We start from the raw sequence: 19,150 nt of genomic DNA, 5'->3' as shown, positions 1-19,150 counted from the left end.
CGCGGTCGCTGCTTCTGTATTTTATACGGTAATACGGATGAGCGAAGCTAGTGGGTTGGAATAATTCCTATACTATGATATCCCATCCGAGGGAAAGAGCGCTAGCCTGGTGCACCGAGTTAAAGGCCGCCTTGAAAGGCGAGGAAGGGATCGGGTTGAAGGAGGGAGCAAATGGCAGGGCCGATGACCAGGAGCATAGAGGAGGCACCGCGCAGGCCCTTTCTCCGCTGAGGCAAGGCCTGCGCGGTGCCTCAAGGCTCAACTTGTGGCAGAGTTACCGGCTCACTTGCTAAGCTAACCTGTCGGCTTAGCAGGCGAACCTGAACCAAGCTCCTGCGCATCCAACTCCTGCTTGAGCAGATCGACCTCCTGTTTCAGCGTATTCACCTGCTGCTGAAGAGTGGCCACTTGCTGCTGAAGCGTGAAGATGCGCGGGTCCTGGCCGGGGCCACGGTCGAGGTGCATCAAGTAGGCCGGGCCGGAGCCGGGAGGATTATCCACCTGATGGCCGGGGTCCCAGCAAACGACTCCTCGCTCGAAGCGTTGCAAGACCACGCCCTTGTAGCCAGTGACAGGCGTCTCATTGGAGAGGGGCAGCCCGAGGTAGGTCAGGCCGTAGAGGGCATCGCCTCCATAGCGGCGGTAGAAATCCAGGATGCCATGACCGACGACGTAGCCCGTCTTGGTACAGCGCCAGACATTATTCCCCAGATCAGTGAAGTAGCCACGAGTGGCCTGGATATCCAGCATAAACCCTCCTTGCTCAAGAAACGCCCACAACTCATTCCAGGGATAGTTCCCCGGGCAGCGCGCGCGCGAAATGGGGTCAAGTTCAAAATGCCCGATGATTCCACCGTTGGCATCACCATGCCGCCGGGGAATCCCGTGGCGCTCACAGATGTCCGCAATCAGGCGGAAGGAAGCGCGTTTCTGGGCATCGGTGAGCGGTGTCGAGTTATCCGTCGCGGGGTCGACATGCTCGATGCTAATCGTGAAGAGGTTCAGATTGACCCCCTCGGGCAAAAAGGCCGCATGCCCCGGTTCCAGACAGCAGTTCCCGCCGGCGCCATCCTGCTCGCGCACGCACTGGACGACCGTTCCATCTTGTCCGACGACATAATGGGTACTGGTCATCTCCGCATTCGTGGCGAAGTAATTGGCCACCTCCTGCGCTGTATGAAAGCCCGCGGTCTTATGGATGACGATCCACTTGGGCTGGTTGGCGTCGATGAAGACCCGCGAGCGATCCACATACATCGGAATGGCTCCCGCGTAGTCGGTCATCGCTGAGACACCTCCTCTAACCGCTGCTGGCACTCTCGCGCAGGCAAGATCACTGAGGTCATACTGCTCCTTTCCAGGTTCAAGCAAAGCCACAGGCTGCCAGGCTACAGATCTGCCCCATCTGCTATCATCGCTGCTCTTGCTCAATAATCAAGCAAGCAGCAATGATAGTGAACTCTATGCTGTTTTACAGCGAAACATGGCCATTGTAGCCTGTGATGCTTTCTATCTAAAAGTATACTCGGCTAAGCAAATATTTTTTATTAGCCCAGAATAGTGATTGATAGGAAAGGGAATGGAGAGCGCGTGGCCCGAGCCAGGGCTTGCCTCCCGGGATCTGCTAGGGGCTATCGGCCTCGTTGAAAGGGGCATCGGTCTATTGGAACCAGAGAATCTGCCCATCGCTGCGTTTATCGAAGTAGAAGAGAGTGTCGCTGCGCTTACTTCACGGTAGCAGTAGCAGTTCTGCGGTGGTCCCACCATGTTTATAGGCTATCAGGTCTCTATTTTATTGCTTTCAAGGCCTCGATTGAGGGGGAAGGTGAGCTAGTATGCAGCAGTGTCCTTATTGTGGCGCCAGTGTGCCGGCTGACTCTCATTTCTGTGGAAGTTGCGGTCGACCACTCTATGGCGCAGCGCCGCACGAGCCAACAGCTCGGGCCAGCATCAATGAGGGTCAGTCAGGCTCTCCGCTTGAACCAACGCGCTTAGCCGGAGCGACCCATGCGCCGGCTGACCCTTATCAGCTCACAGTACCAGCGGCTGGCGCTGAGCCATATGGAGCAACGCAGTATGGTGTCCCCCCTTATGGAGCAGGACCTGGGACGGAGCTGGCGGGGGGAAGTGTCTTCACACCCCCCCCGCCGCCGGGGATACCGGAATATCCGCCGCTCTATACCATTCCAACTGGGACCGGAGGGAAGCGCCCGCAGCCTCCCCGCAGGCTCTTGCTCATTGGGGGCGTGGTTCTGGCTATAGTCGTGGTCCTGGCCGGGTCCCTGGTGACCTTCAACCTGCTTGGTCCGGGCCAGCGCCATCCCCAGCTACGGATAAGTAGCAGCTATCACGTTGGATCTCTGCCCGCGGGCGCTACAGGGACCAGCTTGCAGGTAAGTGGGGAGCAGTTTGCGTCGGACTCGCAGGTGACCTTTTATCTGGATGGGCGGCCTCTTTCGGGAGTGAATGCTAAAACCGATAGCAATGGCTTGGTGCGTGTGAATCTGAATGTAACGAGCGATTGGAAGGTGGGCCAGCATACGCTGACGGCGGCAGATGCCAACAACAACCGCGTGCAGCAAGGGGTGACGGTGGTGATTGTGCCGCAGGGCCAGGCTCATACACCTGGTCCCAATGGGGCCCCGCCGGATGATGCCAGCTTCAAGGTGAACTTCACTGCGACAAGCGGATCGCAAACGGCGAACGGCACCTTCACGGTTACGGGCCATCCTGATCCTGCTGGCGGAACAGTCTGCGCCAGCTATGCGAACGGCATGCAGGATGATGGGCAGCCGCATACGATGAGCGGGGTAACCTCTAATAATATCCGCTATCAGGAGACAATGGTAGCAACCTGCCGGGGGACGTATCGCGGCGGCAAGATTACCTATGAAGAGGCCGTGAGCCAGGATACGGTTGTCTTTGAAACGCTCACAGGGCCGGTGACCTGTAATGCCGCCCCTCACTCCATCACAGCAGAGGGCAGCTTTGTGGATGCGCGCAATCTGAAGGGCACCGTGAAGTCCCCTTCATATTCCGTCACCTGCGATAATGGGAACTCAACGTCGGTCCAGGCCGGCTCAGGTACCTGGACAGGCCAGCTTGTCTCGTAGGCGCCGACCTTGCGCGCTCGCCTGACCTTCCAGCCGGCTTGCCGCTTGCTTGTCTGCCACTCATGACAGCTCTGGCTCTCCAGCCGGCAAGGACTATAGCCTCTCCAGGCGTCCTTGCAGGGCAGATCATGGGGCCGCAAGCCGTTGTCCTCGGCAAGGGGCAACTGGAGCGCTGTGCTGGCCTCCTGATGGTAGGCCACTGACACAGCCTTGACCTGAGCAACCAGCGGTCAACTAGATCACCTGTCAGCTCGCACTGACTGGATGGACTGAGCTCGCGTAGCAGTCGGTGCGGGCTGAGTCTCTCTGGCGCTCTGCCTGCCTCTGTGAGCAGCAGCTACCCCATTGTGCCATAAAGGGGCGGCAAACCTGCAAATTGCCTGTCTCTTGGGTAGACTACCGTGTAAGCGGGAAGACAGGGACTGCTGTCCCTGCGCGACGAGACAGCAGGCCCGCTTTGTGATCCCCATGTTCAGGTACACTGGCATTGTAATCATCCTGCTGCTTTGGGGGTGAGGGCACCCAGCGATGTGCCTGCCAGTGTTGATGAATCTGCTGCTCTGAATGGAGGTTTGCGCGATGACCATCACGCACAGGGACCAGAGCACCGCCATTTCTCTGGAACAGCTCCTGACCGATTGGGAGGAGCAGGGTATTCGTACTGTGCTCTTTGAGCTGCCCGATATGCATGGTGTAGCCCGCTCAAAGCTGATCCCTCTAAATAAGGTGCGTGGCTACGCCGAGAAGGGCCTGAATATGTACGGCGGCACCGTGGCCCTCGATAGCCGCTCGTTTGTCGTGCCAGGCACCAAATATAACGAGGAGAAGCATTACGCCGACCAGGTCCTTATTCCCGATCTGTCGACAGCCGCCGTGGTCCCCTGGTTGAGCGGTACGGCGCGCCTGATCTGTGATGCCTACTGGCAGGACGGTACTCCGCTCCATGCGGCCCCGCGCCATGTCTTGCGCCGCGTGCTGGCGGAGCTGGATCAGCTCGGCTACGAGGCAGTCATCGGCCTTGAATATGAGTTCTATTTGCTTGATCCGATGACGATGACGCCTGTTTTCAATGGCCTGCATATCTTCAATACGTCGCGCAATCTGGCGGTGCCCGTCACTGAGCGCATCGTCGAGCTGATGCCACAGATCGGCATCGATATCATCACGGCTAACTGCGAGTACGGCCCCGGCCAGTTTGAGATCAATTATGGCGCTCATCCGGCTCTGCGGGCCGCTGATCTGGGCTTCACTTTCAAAAACGGGGTGAAGATGATCGCGCGCCAGCTCGGCTATCATGCGACCTTTATGACCAAGCCTTTCAGCGATCAGTCGGCCAGTGGCGCTCATACCCATGTGAGTCTGGTCTCTAAGGAGACGGGCCAGAATGCTTTTCTCGATCCTAATGATGAGCATGGGCTTTCGCGTACAGCGTACTATTTTACGCAGGGAATGCTGAAGCACGCTAATGCGGCGATGGCTCTGATGGCTCCGACGCCGAACTGCTATCACCGCTTTGTCCCTCACCACTTCGCTCCCTCTAACATCAGTTGGGGCCCAGAGGATCGCTCCGCCATGATCCGCGCGAAAAATAGCCGCGATGAGCGCACCCATCTGGAGAACCGTCTGCCAACTGCATTGAGTAATCCCTATCTTTCGATCGCGGCGGTGGTGGCGGCGGGCGTACTGGGGCTGCGCGATCAGGAGCTGCCACCGGCGGCGGTAGCGGGTCTAGCTGAGGAGCATAGTGAGTTTCCGCCTCTGCCAACAACGCTCGATGAGGCGCTGGATGCTTTGGAGCGCGATGAAGAGTTTCGCCAGTTGCTGGGCGATGAGTTCGTGGAGGTCTTTACGCGCGCCAAGCGCAGTGAGCTGGCCCGCTTCAAGGCCCATGTGACTGACTGGGAGCGCGAGGAGTATCTAGAGATTTACTAGCTTCTCTCTCGGGCAGGAGACACAAACTGTGCTCCGTTGCTCTGCTATACACGCTTCCTTCTGAACTCTCTGGCCGGTGGGGTGCATGGGTCGACTTTGGTGTCGACCCATGCACCTCTGTTTTGGGAAACTCCTCTGTCGTCTTCACCTTGGTGCCGTCGTGCGCAATTGCGAGTGTAAAAAGGGCTGTCTGCTTGGGAAGTTCTGGGGAGGTCTGGGTGTTTCTTATAGTGTAACTATTAACCTGGCCTGGCCAGGTTATGGCGCGCTTCTTCGGGCCTGCTGCGCTGTGCTACTCGGTGTAGGGACCTGGACCAGGAGTTAGGCCGGCTGGCGCTCCGGCGCCTCGATGCAGCTATGGGAGATAGATGAGGAAGAAGCTGCAAGAGTACGGAAGGGAGTAGACGCAATGCAATTGCACGGTATTCACCATGTGACGGCGGTGACGGGTAACGCTTCGCTGAATGTGGCCTTTTATACCCAGGTGCTGGGGATGCGCCTGGTCAAGAAGACGGTCAATCAAGACGATGTCTCGGCCTATCACCTGTTCTATGGCGACGAGTTGGGGCATCCCGGCACAGAGCTGACGTTTTTCGACTGGCCCGAGTTGGAGCGCCATCGCCACGGAGCGGGCACGATTTCAACCATTATGCTGGGAGTCAACGGTGAGGAGGCCCTGCGCTGGTGGCAGGAGCGCTTTGAGCGCTTGCACGTTGAGCATGATGAGCTACGTCGCCGGGGACCGGACGGGACGCTCAGTCTGCCGTTCCGCGATCCCGAGGGCCAGCGCCTGGAGCTGGTCGACGACGGTGGGCGGCTGCAGGGCCGGCCCTGGCGCCGGAGTCCTGTGCCGGCTGAGTATGCGATTCGCGGCTTCTACGGCGTGCAGCTAACGCTACGGACCCTGGCGCCATCGGCGCGCTTCCTGACCGAAGTGCTGGGCTTCCGCCAGGTGGGAAGCTACCAGCAAGAGCAGGGATACGAGGTCGTGGCTTTCGAGGTCGGCCCGGGCGGCCCCGGGACGCTGGTCCACGTCGAGATTCAACCCGACGCTCCGTTCCATCGCTTTGTCGGGATCGGGGGCGTCCATCATGTAGCTTTCCGGGTGCCTACCGATGAGGAGCATCGGGCCTGGCGCGAGCGCGTGGCAGCGGTCAATCGCACGGTAACGCCAATTATCGACCGCTTCTACTTTCATTCGATCTACTTCCGCGAGCCGGGTGGGGTGTTGTTCGAGTTGGCGACAGATCTGCCGGGTTTTGCTGTGGATGAGGACCCCGAGCACCTGGGCGAGCGACTCTCTTTGCCGCCCTTCCTGGAGCCGTACCGCGCCCGCATCGAAGCTGGATTGAAGCCGATCGAACCTCTGGATCTGCTGGCGCAGGTCTGAGGTGCCCTCTGGCGAGCCACGGACCAATAGTCTGAGGCGCGATGTTTCGCCGAAGCTGACGGACTGAAGCAGAGGTAGCTAGCAGCGACTAGCGGCGACCAGGCGACGGTGAAACTGCCGATAATAAGACTGATTGTCGCCTGGTCGCTGATTGTGTATGCTTAGCTCAGCAAAACGGCATCGAGGGGTATCTTTCGATGGCCAGCCTGTAGGAAAGGAGCGTGCGCCGTGGCTCGCAACCTCTATCGCAGTTATCTCTATGTAGTCCTGCTGACTCTGCTTGCCCTCGCCATCTACGCCCTCACTGTTCTACTCAATCCGCTATGGCGTCTGACCCCGCTGCGTCCCAGCTACGAGGCGGTGCCTGATCGCGCTGCTGTGGTGCAGGCGTTCGCCTTTGCTGTAACGGTGTTCTTCTTCGTGACTATCGTGGGGGGCCTCCATTACTGGTTACTGCGTCGTGATCTGCGTCAAGACCCGGCTGCCGGTAGGGGGGCCGTGCGCGCCTTTTTTTTAAATATCAGTGAATTGGTGCTGGCTCCGATCGCTATCTTCTCGCTCGGTCAGGTGCTGACGCAGTTTGACAGTGGCTATGCGGCCACTGGCCTGGCGACGCTCCTGGGGCTGCTGGCGCTGGAGTGGGAGCGGCGGCGGCTGGCGCCTGGCTCCGGGCTGGCCTGGTTTTTTCAGCGCCTTCATGTCTATAGTGTTCAGCTCATCCTTGTTTTCCCACTCGTGAGCGCCACTAGTTATTTCCTCTCTCTGGCCCTTGATACCTTTGTGCTCGGAGGGGGACATATCGCACCGCCCGCCGTTGTCGCTGGCCATGCCGATCTGCGCGGTCCATTGGCGACGGCGCTATGGTTCCTGCTGGCCTGGTTCGCATATGCCTACTTTAATCGTCAAGACTCTGGCTCATGGCTACGGCGTCTGCTCTACGCCGGCCTTCTGGTCTATGGCTGCTTCTTGACGCTGAACTCAGCCGCGGCCCTTCTGGACCTGTTGCTACGCTTCCTGACGGGGGAGAAGATCCAGGCGACGGCTCTGCTGACCCCGCCGGGGACGCTGCTTTTCTCGCTGCCTTCCGGGATGGTCCTGGTCGGCTTGTTGGTGGCCGGCTTCGCCTGGTTCTGGCTGCAGAGCGAGGCGAAGCAGCTGTCAGATCCACAGCAGGCGCGAGCTGTGCTGCGCTACAGCCTGGTAGCTATTGCTGCGGCCCTGCTGGCGCTGCTGTTCTGGGTTGGCGTTGGGCGCCTACTCCTGACCCTGCTTTTCAGCCTATTCCCGACGGGACCTCTGCCGCAGCCTGGCGACTGGATCGATGGGGTGGCACCGCTGCTGGTTGGTCTGGGCGCACTGCCTCTAAATCTGCTCTTGCTGCGGCGCTATCGACAGGAGCCAGAGCGTGCTTTGCTCCCGTGCCAGGGCTTTATTTTGGCGGTCCTGATCGGCGGCGTGTTGGCGACCACCATCGGCGGGGCGGTACTTCTTTTTGCCGGGAGCACTGCTTTGCTCGGCTCTCCTGTAGAGAACTGGCCGCGCCTGGCACAGGAGAGTGTAGTCGCCTTGCTGGTTGGGCTGGTCGTGCTGGGCATCTATCTGTGGCAGGAACAGCGCAGCAAAGTGCTCACCGCCTTGGGGGTCTCTCTACCGGCGCCATTGCAGTCTGCTGGCCCTGGCTCTGGGATAGGGCAGCCAGAAAGGCAAGCGACTGCTGGTCAGGTTGCCGGGGAAGAGGCGCCGACGCTAGAGGACATTCTGAGGCGCGTGCAGGATCGCCAAATCTCGTTAGAGGAAGCCGCCTCCCAGATTCGGGCTTTGTTTGGCCCGGGCCAGGGAGCCTGAACAGGGCTGAGGTCCAATCTCGCCTGGTCTGATTGCCTCGCTCGGAAACTGCGCTGAAAAGTCTCCCAAAAGCAAAATTATGTAGCGAAGTCTGTGACGTTCAATCCATTGAAATGAAGCAAACAGGATGGTACACTCCCCGGTAGCAGGTGTCTTTGTTCTCATAGTGGGCAAAGGAGGCGTAAGATGAGCCAGGCCTACTAGTGGGGGAGATACGGGAACTATCCGCCTGGAAAGTACAATTTGCCTCATATGGGGGAGGTGCTGAGCGACTATCGGCGACGGCGCGGCTACAGTCGAGCGGAAGTAGCGCAAGCGCTAGGAGTAGAGAAGCAGACGGTAAGCTACTGGGAGGCGACGATGTACCTGGCAGATCCGGAGCGACGCATCTTGCTGGCGAGGTTGTTGCAGGTGCCGCCGGCGTTGTTGGGGCTGGCCTGGGAGCAGGTATTTATGGTAGGGAAGGGAGGAGAACCGGGCAGCAGCTACGAACGGCTGGCCGAGGTGGTCAGCCTGGAGAGCTACTATCACTTTGAAGATCTGTTAGTGCTCGCGAGTCGGCTCCTGTATGCAGGTCAATTCCGCATACTGGCCGAGCGGCTGCCGCGCTGGCTGAGGAAACTGCGCCAGAAGGTGAAGGAGGCGCCGGCCAGCGAGCGGGAAGCCTGGCTCTGGCTGCTGGGCCTGTACCTGCTGCGGGCCAGCTCCATCGCCAGGCACTCACGGGGGGATCACCAGAGCAACGTGGCCTTGAGCCTGGCCAGCGAACTGCTCCGGCTCGGTCAGGAGCAGGAGGAGCCGACGCTCATCGGCCTGGCCTTCTATCGCCTGATGGATCTCTATCACCAGATGGGCACCGCTGAGCAGGCCAGGGATGCGGCGCAGGAGGGCTTGCGCTGGGTGAAGCGGGTAGGGCCGGCGTTAGGAGGCAACCTGTACCTGCGGGCGGCGACGGTGCTGGCGGCGGTGGGGGAGGGGGACGAGCGGCAGTGGAGGAGCTGGCAAAAGGAGGCGCTCACGTTGGCGGAGCGGGTTGAAGGGGGAGAAGAAGACGCCTCGCTGCTGAAGCTGAACCGGGCGGCCGTGCATCACGAGGGGGCGAAGCTGCTGCTGACGCTGGCGCAGCGACAGGGGGAGCGCAAGGGGCTGGAAGCGGCGTATCGGGAGCTGGCGCAGGCGCGGTCGGGTCTGGAGAGCGAGGTCGGCGCCTGGCGGATGTACCTGGATGTGACGGAGGCGAAACTGTTGCTGGCGTGGGGAGAGGTGGAGCAGAGCGCCTGGCTGGGGATGCGGGCCTGGAGAACAGCGCAAGAGATGGGATCGGTGAAAGTGGTGCCGGAGTTAAGGGCACTCTATGCCCGCCTGAGCGCGCAGGCGCCGGGCCATGCCAGCGTCCAAGGGCTCGGCCTGGCCTTGGGCATCTACTAGCTTAGGAGCGGGAGGCGGACATGGGACCGCAGTATACCTCCCAAAATACGCGCCCCGGCCTGTCCTATCGGTGTCCTCGGAAAGGGGCTTATATCTGGGGTCGCAACATCGACCCAGGTGAGCTTTGGGGGTGCGTGTAGCGGCAACCGTCTCTGAAAAGGTAACCTTGCCTCTGGTGTACAGGAGCTGTTCTCTCACCAGAGGCAACTGACCCTACCTGAAGCCTGGAAAGAGCCTGTCACATCCAGCAGCAGGTGGCTATAATCTCCCTGACTGAAAAGAAGGAGGACGGCTCGCCAGGCGAGCCGTCCTCTGTGTTGTCATCAGCGTAGCCTTCTCTCGTCCCTGCCTGTCTGCCTGCCAGATTAAGGCAGGCGCAGCGCCCGACTAGTGGCCGAGCGCCGTCAGCACGCCCTGAGCCGAAGCGAAAAGCATCGACGCCGCTGGCAGCGCCCAATTCAGCACCACCTGCGCCACCACAATCAACACCAGCAAAGCTGCCGTTGCCAGCACAATTGACGAACTCAAGCCCAACGGCGTCGACAGGCGGTCCTCCCTGGGAGGCGCATCGAAGTACATCGCCTTCACAATGCGCCCATAGTAGACCAGCGACACCACACTATTAAGCAAAGCAATAATCACCAGCCACTGCAGCCAGGGCTGATTCATCTCCACCCCCTGGCTCCAGGCCGCACTGAACAGAAACACCTTACTCCAGAAACCGGCCACCGGAGGAATCCCCGCCAGCGACAGCAGACAAAGCGCCGTGCCCAAACTCACCAGCGGCTCGCGCCGCGCCAGGCCGCGAAAATCCTCGATCTGCTCCCCGCCTGTTGCATTGGCCAGGGCAATAATCCCCGCGAAAGCCCCCAGATTGGTCAACACATACACCAGGATAAAGAAGAGCACAGCCGCATTGCCCTCCGGGCGGCCAGTTGCCAGACTTGCACAGAAGCCCACCAACAAATAGCCCGCCTGAGCAATGCTCGAATAGGCCATCATCCGCTTGACATTGGCCTGCACCGCCGCCACCACATTGCCCAGCGTCATCGTCAAAATGGCCATAATCGCCACCACCACCACCAACTGAGGAAGATCACGCAGATTCAGCCCGCCGTAGAAGAAAATGCGCAGCAAGCCAGCGAAGCCAGCCGCCTTCGAGCCGACCGAAAAGAAAGCCGTAGCCGGCGTGGGCGCCCCCTCATAAATATCGGGGGCCCACATATGGAAGGGCACCGCCGAAATCTTAAAGCCGAAGCCCGCCAGGATCAGAATATCGGCCACAATCACCAACAGATTGCCATCTTGCAGGCCCCGGGCGAACGTCCCAGCGATGCTCAGCAGATCCGTCGTGCCCGTCAGCCCATAGAGCAGCGCCAGCCCATAGAGCAGAATCGCCGACGACATCGCCCCCAGCAGCACATACTTCACCGCCGCCTCAGCCGAACGCTGATCAGTACGCAGCAGCCCGGCCATCACATACAGCGGAAAGCTCGTCAGCTCCAGCGAGATATAGAGAGAGATCAGCTCGCCGGTGCTCGCCATCAACATCATGCCGGTCGTCGAAAAGAGCAGCAGCGTATAGAACTCGCCGGCGCCCCGCACGTACTTCGTCACGTACGAGTACGAAGACAAGATCATCACCGCCGCGATCAGCAGGAAGACCACCTTAAAGAACAGAGCATAGTTATCGACCACCAGCATATTAAAGAAAGCGCGGCGAGCCGTACCAGTATTCGTCAAAATGAGCGAAATCGTCAGAAAAGCCGGCACCAGCAAGCCCACCAGCGCCACCGTCGCCGTAATCGCGCGGCGCTTTACAAACAGATCCACCGCCATCACCACCAGCGCCAACAGCGTCAGGCTCAGCTCCGGCGAGAGCAAGTAGAGATCAGCAACCTTAAAACCCGTAGCCATAGCACGCGCCTCCTAGCGACCCAGCGCCGTTGTAGCTACCGGCAGCAGATGATGCAGCGCCGGAACGATCACATCCAACAAGAAACCGGGATAGATCCCCACCAGCACGATGAACGCCGCCAGTGTCACCAGCGGAATGGCCTCACGCCAGGTAGCATCGGGCAACCAATTCCAGCGCAGATTGAAAGGACCGAACAAGACCCGCTTCAACATCCACAGCAAGTAAGCCGCCGTCAAAATCATCGTAAAGACCGCGATCGCCGTCGGCACCGGCCAGATGCGGTAGCTACTCGTAAAGACCATATACTCGGCCACGAAGCCCGCCAGACCCGGCAAACCGAGCGACGCCAGGCCAGCGAACGTAAAGAGCGTCGCCCACAGCGGCATACGCTTCGCCACCCCACCGAAGATCTCGATCTCGCGCGTATGGGCCCGGTCATAGATCACACCCACGCAGAAGAAGAGCAGACTTGTAATCAGCCCGTGGCTAATCATCTGCACTGTTGCCCCCATCAAAGCCGCCGTCCCGAAGCGCGCCACATCGGGATTGCTCGTATGCACCGCCATCGCCGCCGCCGCCACGCCCAGCAAAATCACCCCCATATGGCTCACGCTCGAATAAGCTACCAGGCGCTTCATATCCTTCTGCACCAGGCAGATGGCCGCCCCGTACAGAATATTGATCACCGCCAGCACCACCAGCAGCGGAGCAAACTGCTGCAACCCATCCGGGAAGAGGCCCAGGCAGATACGAATCAGCCCATAGGCGCCCATCTTCAGCAGCACACCGGCCAGGATGACACTCACCTCAGTCGGAGCATCCGTATGCGCATCCGGCAGCCAGGTATGCAGCGGGAACATCGGGATCTTGACGGCAAAGGCCACAAAGACCAGCAAGAAAGCCAGCAACTGCGAGCCCATCGTCACCCCGAGCAGCGGGATCGTCACCCCCGTACTGGCGGGCAACAGATGCTGCATCAGCACCGGCAGACTGGCCGTATTCTGGCCGGCCTGGAAATAGACCAGCAAGATCCCAGCCAGCATAAAGATACTGCCGAAGAAGGTATACAGCAAGAACTTCCAGGCCGAATAGATGCGGCCCGGCATCCCATGTTTCTCCGTCTCGCTGCCCCAAATCCCGATCAATAAGAACATCGGCGCCAGCTCCACCTCCCAGAACAGGAAGAAGAGCAGCAAATCCAGCGCCATAAAGACCCCCATCACCCCCGCCTCCAACAGCAGCAAGAGGGCCATATACTCTTTCACCCGCGGCTTCTCCCAGCCACCGATCACCGCCAGCAGTGTCAACAGAGCATTCAAGATGACCAGCGGCAGGCTCAACCCATCCACACCCAAGTAGTAATCGATGCGGAACGGCACCGACCCGAGCTGGAACTGAATCCAGGGGAGCTGTACCACATCGATCGAAGCCGGATCGGCCTTCAGGTCCGTCACCGACCCGAAATGGTAGCCAGTAGCCAGAGCAATACGCAAGAAGATCCAGAGCGAAAGCGCCAGCGTCGCCGCACTAAAGACCAGCGCCACCCAGCGCGAGAGGCGCACCGGGGTCACCATCGCCAGCACTCCGCCCAGCGTTGGCAGCAAGAGAATCCAGGTGAGATCGTAGGCAAAGATCACAGCGCTCCCTCCCCTCTATCTCAGCGTAGCCAGCACAAAGACAACCACGGCGAAGACGGCGATCCCACCGAAAAAGACCGTCATATAGGCCTGGACCTTGCCGGTCTCCGCGCGCCGCAAACCGCTGCCCAGCTCCAGCACCAGACCGGCCACCCCATTGACGAGGCCATCGACCACGAAGCGATCGAAAGCCGCCGCCACATGGCAGAGGCCCAGCACCACATAGCGCACGATCCAGTTATAGAGCGTATCGACATAATAGCGGTGCAGCAGCAAACGATGGAAGAAGCGCAAGACCGCATTGGCCTCGACCACCTTATGCACGCGCTCCCACCCCACAGCACAATAGAGCACATAAGCCCAGGCGATTCCCAACAGCGAAAGGGCCACGCCCAGCCAGGTCAGGCCATCGCTAAAGATCTTGCCCAGATCCAGCAGCGGCGCATGAGGGTCCAGATACTGGAAGAAGCCGACCCAGTAGCCGGCGAAGATCGAGAAAACCGCCAGAATCACCAGCGGCAACGTCATAGTCAGCGGCGACTCATGCGGTCTACCCTCACCCCGATACGGGCCGCCCCAGATCCCACCGAGCGCGCCGCCCTTGCCGCCAAAGGCCAGGAAGAAAGCGCGGAACATATAGAACGCCGTTAGCCCGGCAGTCACCAGCGTAATCGCCCAAAGGGCGTAGTCGCCGTGTTCAAAGGCCAGCGAAATCAGCGTCTCCTTGCTATAGAAGCCGGACAGGAAGGGGAAGCCAGAGATCGACAGGCCCGCGATCAGCCAGGTTGCTGCCGTAACGGGCATGAAGCGCGCCAGGCCGCCCATCAAGCGCATATCCTGGACCTCACGATGCATAGCGTGATGGAGAGCATGCAACACGCTTCCGGCGCCCAGGAAGAGCAACGCCTTAAAGAAAGCGTGCGTAAACAGATGGAACATACCGGCGCCCGGACCGATCTCCGTCCCGGCCACACCGAGGCCCACGAACATATAGCCGAGCTGGCTAATCGTCGAGAAGGCCAGCACCCGCTTAAAGTCCGTCTGCGTCAGGCCAATGGTTGCCGCAAAGATGGCTGTAATCCCACCGATCCAGGCCACCACCCCGAAGGCCTGCGGGCCGGCGGCGGAGAAGAGCGCGAACGTTCGCGCCACCATATAGACACCGGCAGCCACCATCGTCGCCGCATGGATCAGGGCGCTCACCGGAGTCGGACCCTCCATTGCCGAGGGCAGCCAGGTATGCAGCGGCACCTGCGCCGACTTACCGATCGCGCCGCAGAAGACCAGGATCATCGCCAGCGTCAGCAGAGCCTGATTGCCAGCGAAAGCCTGAGCCACTCCGTGGGGGCCGTTACCGGCCAGCGTTGCAAAATCAAAGGTCCCCGTCGTCGCGAACAGGATCATAATGCCGAGAATGAAGCCCACATCACCGATGCGGTTCATGACGAAGGCTTGCAGCGCAGCGCTGGCAGGAGCAGGGCGCTCCTCATCGGGCTTGGCCCGCTTATTGATCCAGAAGCCGATCAGCAAGTAGGAACTCAAGCCGACCAGTTCCCAGCCGACGAAAATCACCAGGAAATTCGCCGCGAAAACGATGGTCAGCATCGAGAAAGCGAAGAGAGACAAGTAAGCGAAGAAGCGGGCGTAGCCGGCGGAGGTCGCCATATAGCCCTGAGAATAAAACTGGACCAGCAGGGAGACGGTCGTAACCACCACCGTCATCGCCAGGGCCAGATTATCCAGATGGAAAGCGATCGTATAGGGCTGGAAGGCGGGATCACTGCCCCAGGTATAGGAGAAGAGCGTCAGACCGCCCTCGGGCAAGCGTGGCGTACCGGGGAGCAGACCGAGCGAAGCGAAGAGCAACAGCCAGGAATAGAGGCAGGCAAAGAGCATCAGCGCGATGGCCACATAGCCGCTGAGCTTTGCCCAGGGAGTCAAATACGGCACCGTCGGATCATCATCGTAGGGATCGCCGTGGTGTCCCGCATCTCCCGCGCCCTCAGCGTGCGCCTCCCCATGATGAGCGGCATGGGTAGGAGCGCTGGCAGCCGCATGGCCATTGGCCCCATGCCCACCGCTACCGGAGCCGACAGACGCCTCCCAGGCAGCAAAGGCCGGGTCCGCCTCGCGCAGGTAGGCCGCGTAGTCCTGCGCCGTCTGCCCATGATGGCGGCTCCACAGATCGGCCATGCGCGTCCCGAAGACGATCACCACGAACGATATCAGCGGAGCGGCCAGAATGAGCCAGGCGTACTCATACAGACCATACATAGCAAATCACCACTTCAGCATATCGATTTCGCCAACATCCACCGTCTGGCGCTTGCGGTAGATCGCGATAATCATTGCCAGCGCAAGCGCCGCCTCCGCCGCAGCGATAGTGATGATGAAGATGGCGAAAATCTGTCCTGTCAGCAGATTCGAATAGGGCTTGACGTGGTTAAAGGCAGAGAAAGCGATCAACGTGATATTGACGGCATTGAGCATAATCTCAATGCTCATCAAAATAGCGATCGCATTGCGCTTCGTCAGCGCGCCGTAGAGGCCGATGCAGAAAAGGACCGTGCCAAGCACCACAAAATGAGTCAGAGTCAGGCCCATAGCAGCTTACTCCTCCTCTTGGCGACTGATCACGATCGCGCCCACGATAGCCACCAGCAGCACCACCGTCGCGATTTCGAACGGCAGCACATAGCTATAGCAGGAAGGACTATAGAGGAGCTGGCCGATCGCAATCACATTATTGGAGGGGAGAGAACAGACCGTTCCCTGAAGCAACTGAGCGGCGGGAGCTGACTGAGCGAACTGACTGACTGTGGCGGCGAAAATGATCCCCAGGCCGACCAGGGCTGAGACCACCAGCGCCACCGCCATCGCCAACGGGCGGGCGTTCGGATTGGTCACACGCTGCCCGGCGATGCGTGTCAGCATCAGCGCGAACAGGATCAAGATCGTCACCGCGCCGGCGTAGATGAGGATCTGGACAATCGCAATGAACTCCGCATTGAGCAAGAGGAAGATGCCGGAGGCCATTGCAAAGACCACCACCAGCGCCAGCGCGCTATGCACAATATTTCGCTGGCCCACGACGACCAGCGCCGCAGCAACCAGCACAACGGCGATGATCCAAAAGATCAGGCTCGCTAAATCCATAAAAAAAATATCCTCCATCGAGCGAGCGGGCACTGAGAGCACCGTCCAAGGCAAGCCTTGTTGCCTGCCCTGACCAGGCCTGCTAGCAGGCTGGCCAGCGTGTGGGAGAGAGGCGAAGCGGAGACAGCACGATGCTCGACGCGAAGGCATCTATCTATCAGGTCAAGAGCAGGTTCGTCTGAAACGAGCCAGTGTAGTCTCTATCGCCCTGCATACTCCCTCCCTCCCATTGTAGCAGAGTAGACCGGCATTGAAGCGGTGGATCTATCTGCCCTGTTCTTGTCTCGTTTCTTGCGTGCGTGCGTACGTGCGACGTGAGCAACTCCTCGCTGTTTCCCGTCAGATTCTAACAAAAGCCTGACGAGGTGACAAGGGCAAGAACCTTCCTGGCCCAGCTTCCTCTGAAGCGGCCCTGTTCCACACTGAGTTATCCTAGAACTAGAAGAGGCACAGAGAAGCAGCGGGCCAGCGCATGCTTTCCACTGGGTTCTGACGGAGAAGGGACCGATTCGGCTACGCATCGCCGATTCGCTATGCTATAATCTTTTGGTGATCATTTCTCTCGCGAGCAATAATCTGCGCAATAACACACGGCAAGGCACCTGTCCATGAGCATGACACAGACGACCAGCAGGCGGGATTCTCCCGACACACAGCGCTGTCCCCAGTGTAACGCCGTCTTGCCGCCCTACGCGGCTTTCTGTGGCACCTGCGGGAAGCGGATCGAGGGAGCTGCCTCACCCCGCCCGGCGGAGGCCGAGGCCGAGTTTCGCCAACGCTATCGCATTACCTCGCTGGTGCGCCGCCGTCCCTACATCAGCCTATTCTTGGCTACCGATACCGCTACACAGCAGACGGTGGTCATCAGCGATGTCGATATTAGTATGCTGGATGACGAGGCCCGCCAGCGCGCGGCGCAGCTTGTCAGGCGCGAGTACGACCTGCTGCGTCGTCATGCTATCCCTCATCTGACGCCTATTCTGCGGCAGGAATATGATCAAGGGCATGTCTATGTGATTGCCGGCAATCCCTTCACGCACAAGCAGGAGGCTGGCAGTCACGCAGCCGCCGAGGCTCAGAGCGAGGGCTATCAGGCCAGCGCTGAGGGAGAAGGACGGCTCTACACCCTGGAGAACGTTCTCCAGAGCGGGATCGGGCTGCCGGATGAACAGGTGGCTGTGCAGTGGATTCAGGAGCTGTGTGAGACCGTAGATCGTCTCCACGGCCACCAGATTGTGATCGGCGAACTGGACCCGCAGGCTCTGGTCCTGGGCAGCCTGGATTACCGCGGTCATCCGGCCTTATTGCTCTGCTGGCTCCCGCTGTATATACGTACTCTGCTGCCGGTCTTGACCGGAACAACCCGTCCCTTTAAGCCTGGCCCCTTTACGGCGCCGGAGGTCGAGCAGGGCAAGGTCGAAGCCCGCTCCGATGTCTATAGTCTGGGCGCCCTGCTTTACCTGTTGCTCACTGGTAGGCCGCCCTCTGCCCCGGCGCCTCACCTACGCTCACCGCGCGAGCTGAATCCGCGTGTGAAGCCGGAAATTGAGGCGGTAGTGATGCGGGCGCTGGCTTTCGAACGATCCGAGCGCTTCCAGAGCGCCGCTTCCCTGGCCGAATCGCTCGCCAATCCTTACATCAGTACCCAGGTCGTGCGCTACCCGCGTCCGACAGCGACCGGGGGGCTGGGCGAGCAGGCGCCTGGTCCAGATCTGCAGAATGGTGCCGCGGAGCGTGGCAGAAAACGCAGCGGACGGCGTTCCGCTCGTAGCGGACCAATGGCCGACGCCGGCCAGCAGTCTGCTGGCACCGGCCCGGCTTCCGTCTCCACCTCCGAGGAGGCCGAGGCGAGCAAGCACGAGGTGTCAAGCGTGAGTCCTACATGGGGGCAGGGTGGACCAGGACCAGCCGCATCGACAGCTCAACAGCCGGCGGATGAGATTGCTGCGCTACCTACCTATATCCTGGAGCGCCGCCGCTCCGAGCTGGAGGAGATTGGGGAGCTGGCACGGCGTCTGACGCAGCAATTGCAGAAGCGCATTACTGGCCTGCTGCCGACGCTACAGAGCAAACTCCTCCCACATGGGAAGTCGGAGAGCACCGCTCTCGTGAAGGCCTCGCCCAGCGAGGGCACGCAAGAGCGTTCGCTCCTGCGCCAGATTCAGCGCTTCATTGTTGGCGAGCAGCAGCGTGGCACGGCTGCTGCTGCCATTATCGAAACACCGTTGCGCCTCCAACCCGGCCAGCGCTTTGCCATCCGAGTGCGCCTCATGGGGAGGGATCGAGCTCTCCCCCCGCCCGGCTCGCGTGCAGGCAGCCGACCTGTAGGCTTGAGCGCCCTCACACATGGCGAGCGCGTCCATATCGAGGTCCGCTCGGCCATCTACCAGCGCTACGCCTTCGTTGTGCAGCGAGCGGTGATCACGGTGCCGGCTCGAGGGTACATGGCCGAAGTCACTATCCCCATGCCGCCACCGCTCAAAGGGCGTGGGGGACGCCGTGAGCGGCTGCACATCGTCTTTACCGATGAGCACCGGCGCCCGCTCTACGAGAAACCCTTCGCCATCGAAATTCTGGTATCGCCGCTGGTGCGTCCGGGTCAGGAGGGTCATCAGGCGTTGCCCATTCCCTACTAATGAAGAAGCGTAGCACAGCGCGACAGCGCCGTCGCCGCGGAGAAATGTCTGCAGGAACCGACCCTGTGGACCCGGTCGGCTGAAGCCTGAGATTG

General features: G+C 60.2%; 12 protein-coding genes. 6 read left to right on the top strand and 6 right to left on the bottom strand.

What is annotated here, in order from left to right:
- Positions 1–294: 294 nt before the first annotated feature.
- A complete protein-coding gene (locus AC6H1L_RS08870; RefSeq protein WP_497601134.1) occupies positions 295–1,284 on the bottom strand; it encodes an N-acetylmuramoyl-L-alanine amidase in 990 nt (329 codons plus the stop codon).
- A gap of 551 nt (positions 1,285–1,835) precedes the next feature.
- Between AC6H1L_RS08870 and AC6H1L_RS08865 the strand changes: the two genes are divergently transcribed.
- The 5 genes from AC6H1L_RS08865 (at position 1,836) to AC6H1L_RS08845 (ending at position 9,708) form a co-directional block, all read left to right on the top strand.
- Positions 1,836–3,113 (top strand): zinc ribbon domain-containing protein, encoded by a 1,278-nt coding sequence (locus AC6H1L_RS08865; protein ID WP_497601133.1) that lies wholly within the window; start codon positions 1,836–1,838, stop codon positions 3,111–3,113.
- Positions 3,114–3,692: 579 nt separating this feature from the next.
- Positions 3,693–5,045 carry a glutamine synthetase family protein gene (locus AC6H1L_RS08860; RefSeq protein WP_497601132.1) on the top strand — a complete coding sequence of 451 codons (1,353 nt, stop codon included), beginning with the start codon at positions 3,693–3,695 and terminating at the stop codon, positions 5,043–5,045.
- A gap of 409 nt (positions 5,046–5,454) precedes the next feature.
- Positions 5,455–6,435, top strand: a complete 981-nt coding sequence (locus AC6H1L_RS08855; RefSeq protein WP_497601131.1) for a ring-cleaving dioxygenase — start codon at positions 5,455–5,457, stop codon at positions 6,433–6,435.
- Between the two features lie 228 nt (positions 6,436–6,663).
- Positions 6,664–8,280: a hypothetical protein gene (locus tag AC6H1L_RS08850; RefSeq protein WP_497601130.1), complete on the top strand. Its 1,617-nt coding sequence runs from the start codon at positions 6,664–6,666 to the stop codon at positions 8,278–8,280.
- Between the two features lie 252 nt (positions 8,281–8,532).
- Positions 8,533–9,708, top strand: a complete 1,176-nt coding sequence (locus AC6H1L_RS08845; RefSeq protein WP_497601129.1) for a helix-turn-helix transcriptional regulator — start codon at positions 8,533–8,535, stop codon at positions 9,706–9,708.
- 387 nt (positions 9,709–10,095) lie between these two features.
- Here the strand turns inward: AC6H1L_RS08845 and AC6H1L_RS08840 are convergent, their stop codons facing one another.
- Genes AC6H1L_RS08840 through AC6H1L_RS08820 form a run of 5 tightly spaced genes read right to left on the bottom strand, consistent with a single transcriptional unit; the run spans position 10,096 to position 16,419 of the window.
- Positions 10,096–11,625 (bottom strand): NADH-quinone oxidoreductase subunit N, encoded by a 1,530-nt coding sequence (locus tag AC6H1L_RS08840; RefSeq protein ID WP_497601128.1) that lies wholly within the window; start codon positions 11,623–11,625, stop codon positions 10,096–10,098.
- A gap of 12 nt (positions 11,626–11,637) precedes the next feature.
- A complete protein-coding gene (locus AC6H1L_RS08835) occupies positions 11,638–13,263 on the bottom strand; it encodes a complex I subunit 4 family protein (RefSeq protein WP_497601127.1) in 1,626 nt (541 codons plus the stop codon).
- Positions 13,264–13,278: 15 nt separating this feature from the next.
- Entirely contained in the window at positions 13,279–15,537 is a 2,259-nt protein-coding gene (nuoL, locus tag AC6H1L_RS08830) for an NADH-quinone oxidoreductase subunit L (RefSeq protein WP_497601126.1), read from the bottom strand.
- A 6-nt stretch (positions 15,538–15,543) separates the two neighbouring features.
- Entirely contained in the window at positions 15,544–15,861 is a 318-nt protein-coding gene (nuoK, locus tag AC6H1L_RS08825; RefSeq protein WP_416224260.1) for an NADH-quinone oxidoreductase subunit NuoK, read from the bottom strand.
- 12 nt (positions 15,862–15,873) lie between these two features.
- The gene (locus AC6H1L_RS08820) at positions 15,874–16,419 is read right to left on the bottom strand and encodes an NADH-quinone oxidoreductase subunit J (RefSeq protein WP_497601125.1); all 546 of its coding nucleotides are present in this window, start codon (positions 16,417–16,419) and stop codon (positions 15,874–15,876) included.
- Positions 16,420–17,027: 608 nt separating this feature from the next.
- Here AC6H1L_RS08820 and AC6H1L_RS08815 point away from each other — a divergent pair.
- Positions 17,028–19,055 carry a hypothetical protein gene (locus AC6H1L_RS08815; RefSeq protein WP_497601124.1) on the top strand — a complete coding sequence of 676 codons (2,028 nt, stop codon included), beginning with the start codon at positions 17,028–17,030 and terminating at the stop codon, positions 19,053–19,055.
- Positions 19,056–19,150: the final 95 nt, after the last annotated feature.

This window comes from Thermogemmatispora argillosa (genome assembly GCF_059696725.1).
This window is presented reverse-complemented; position numbering and strand designations above follow the sequence as displayed.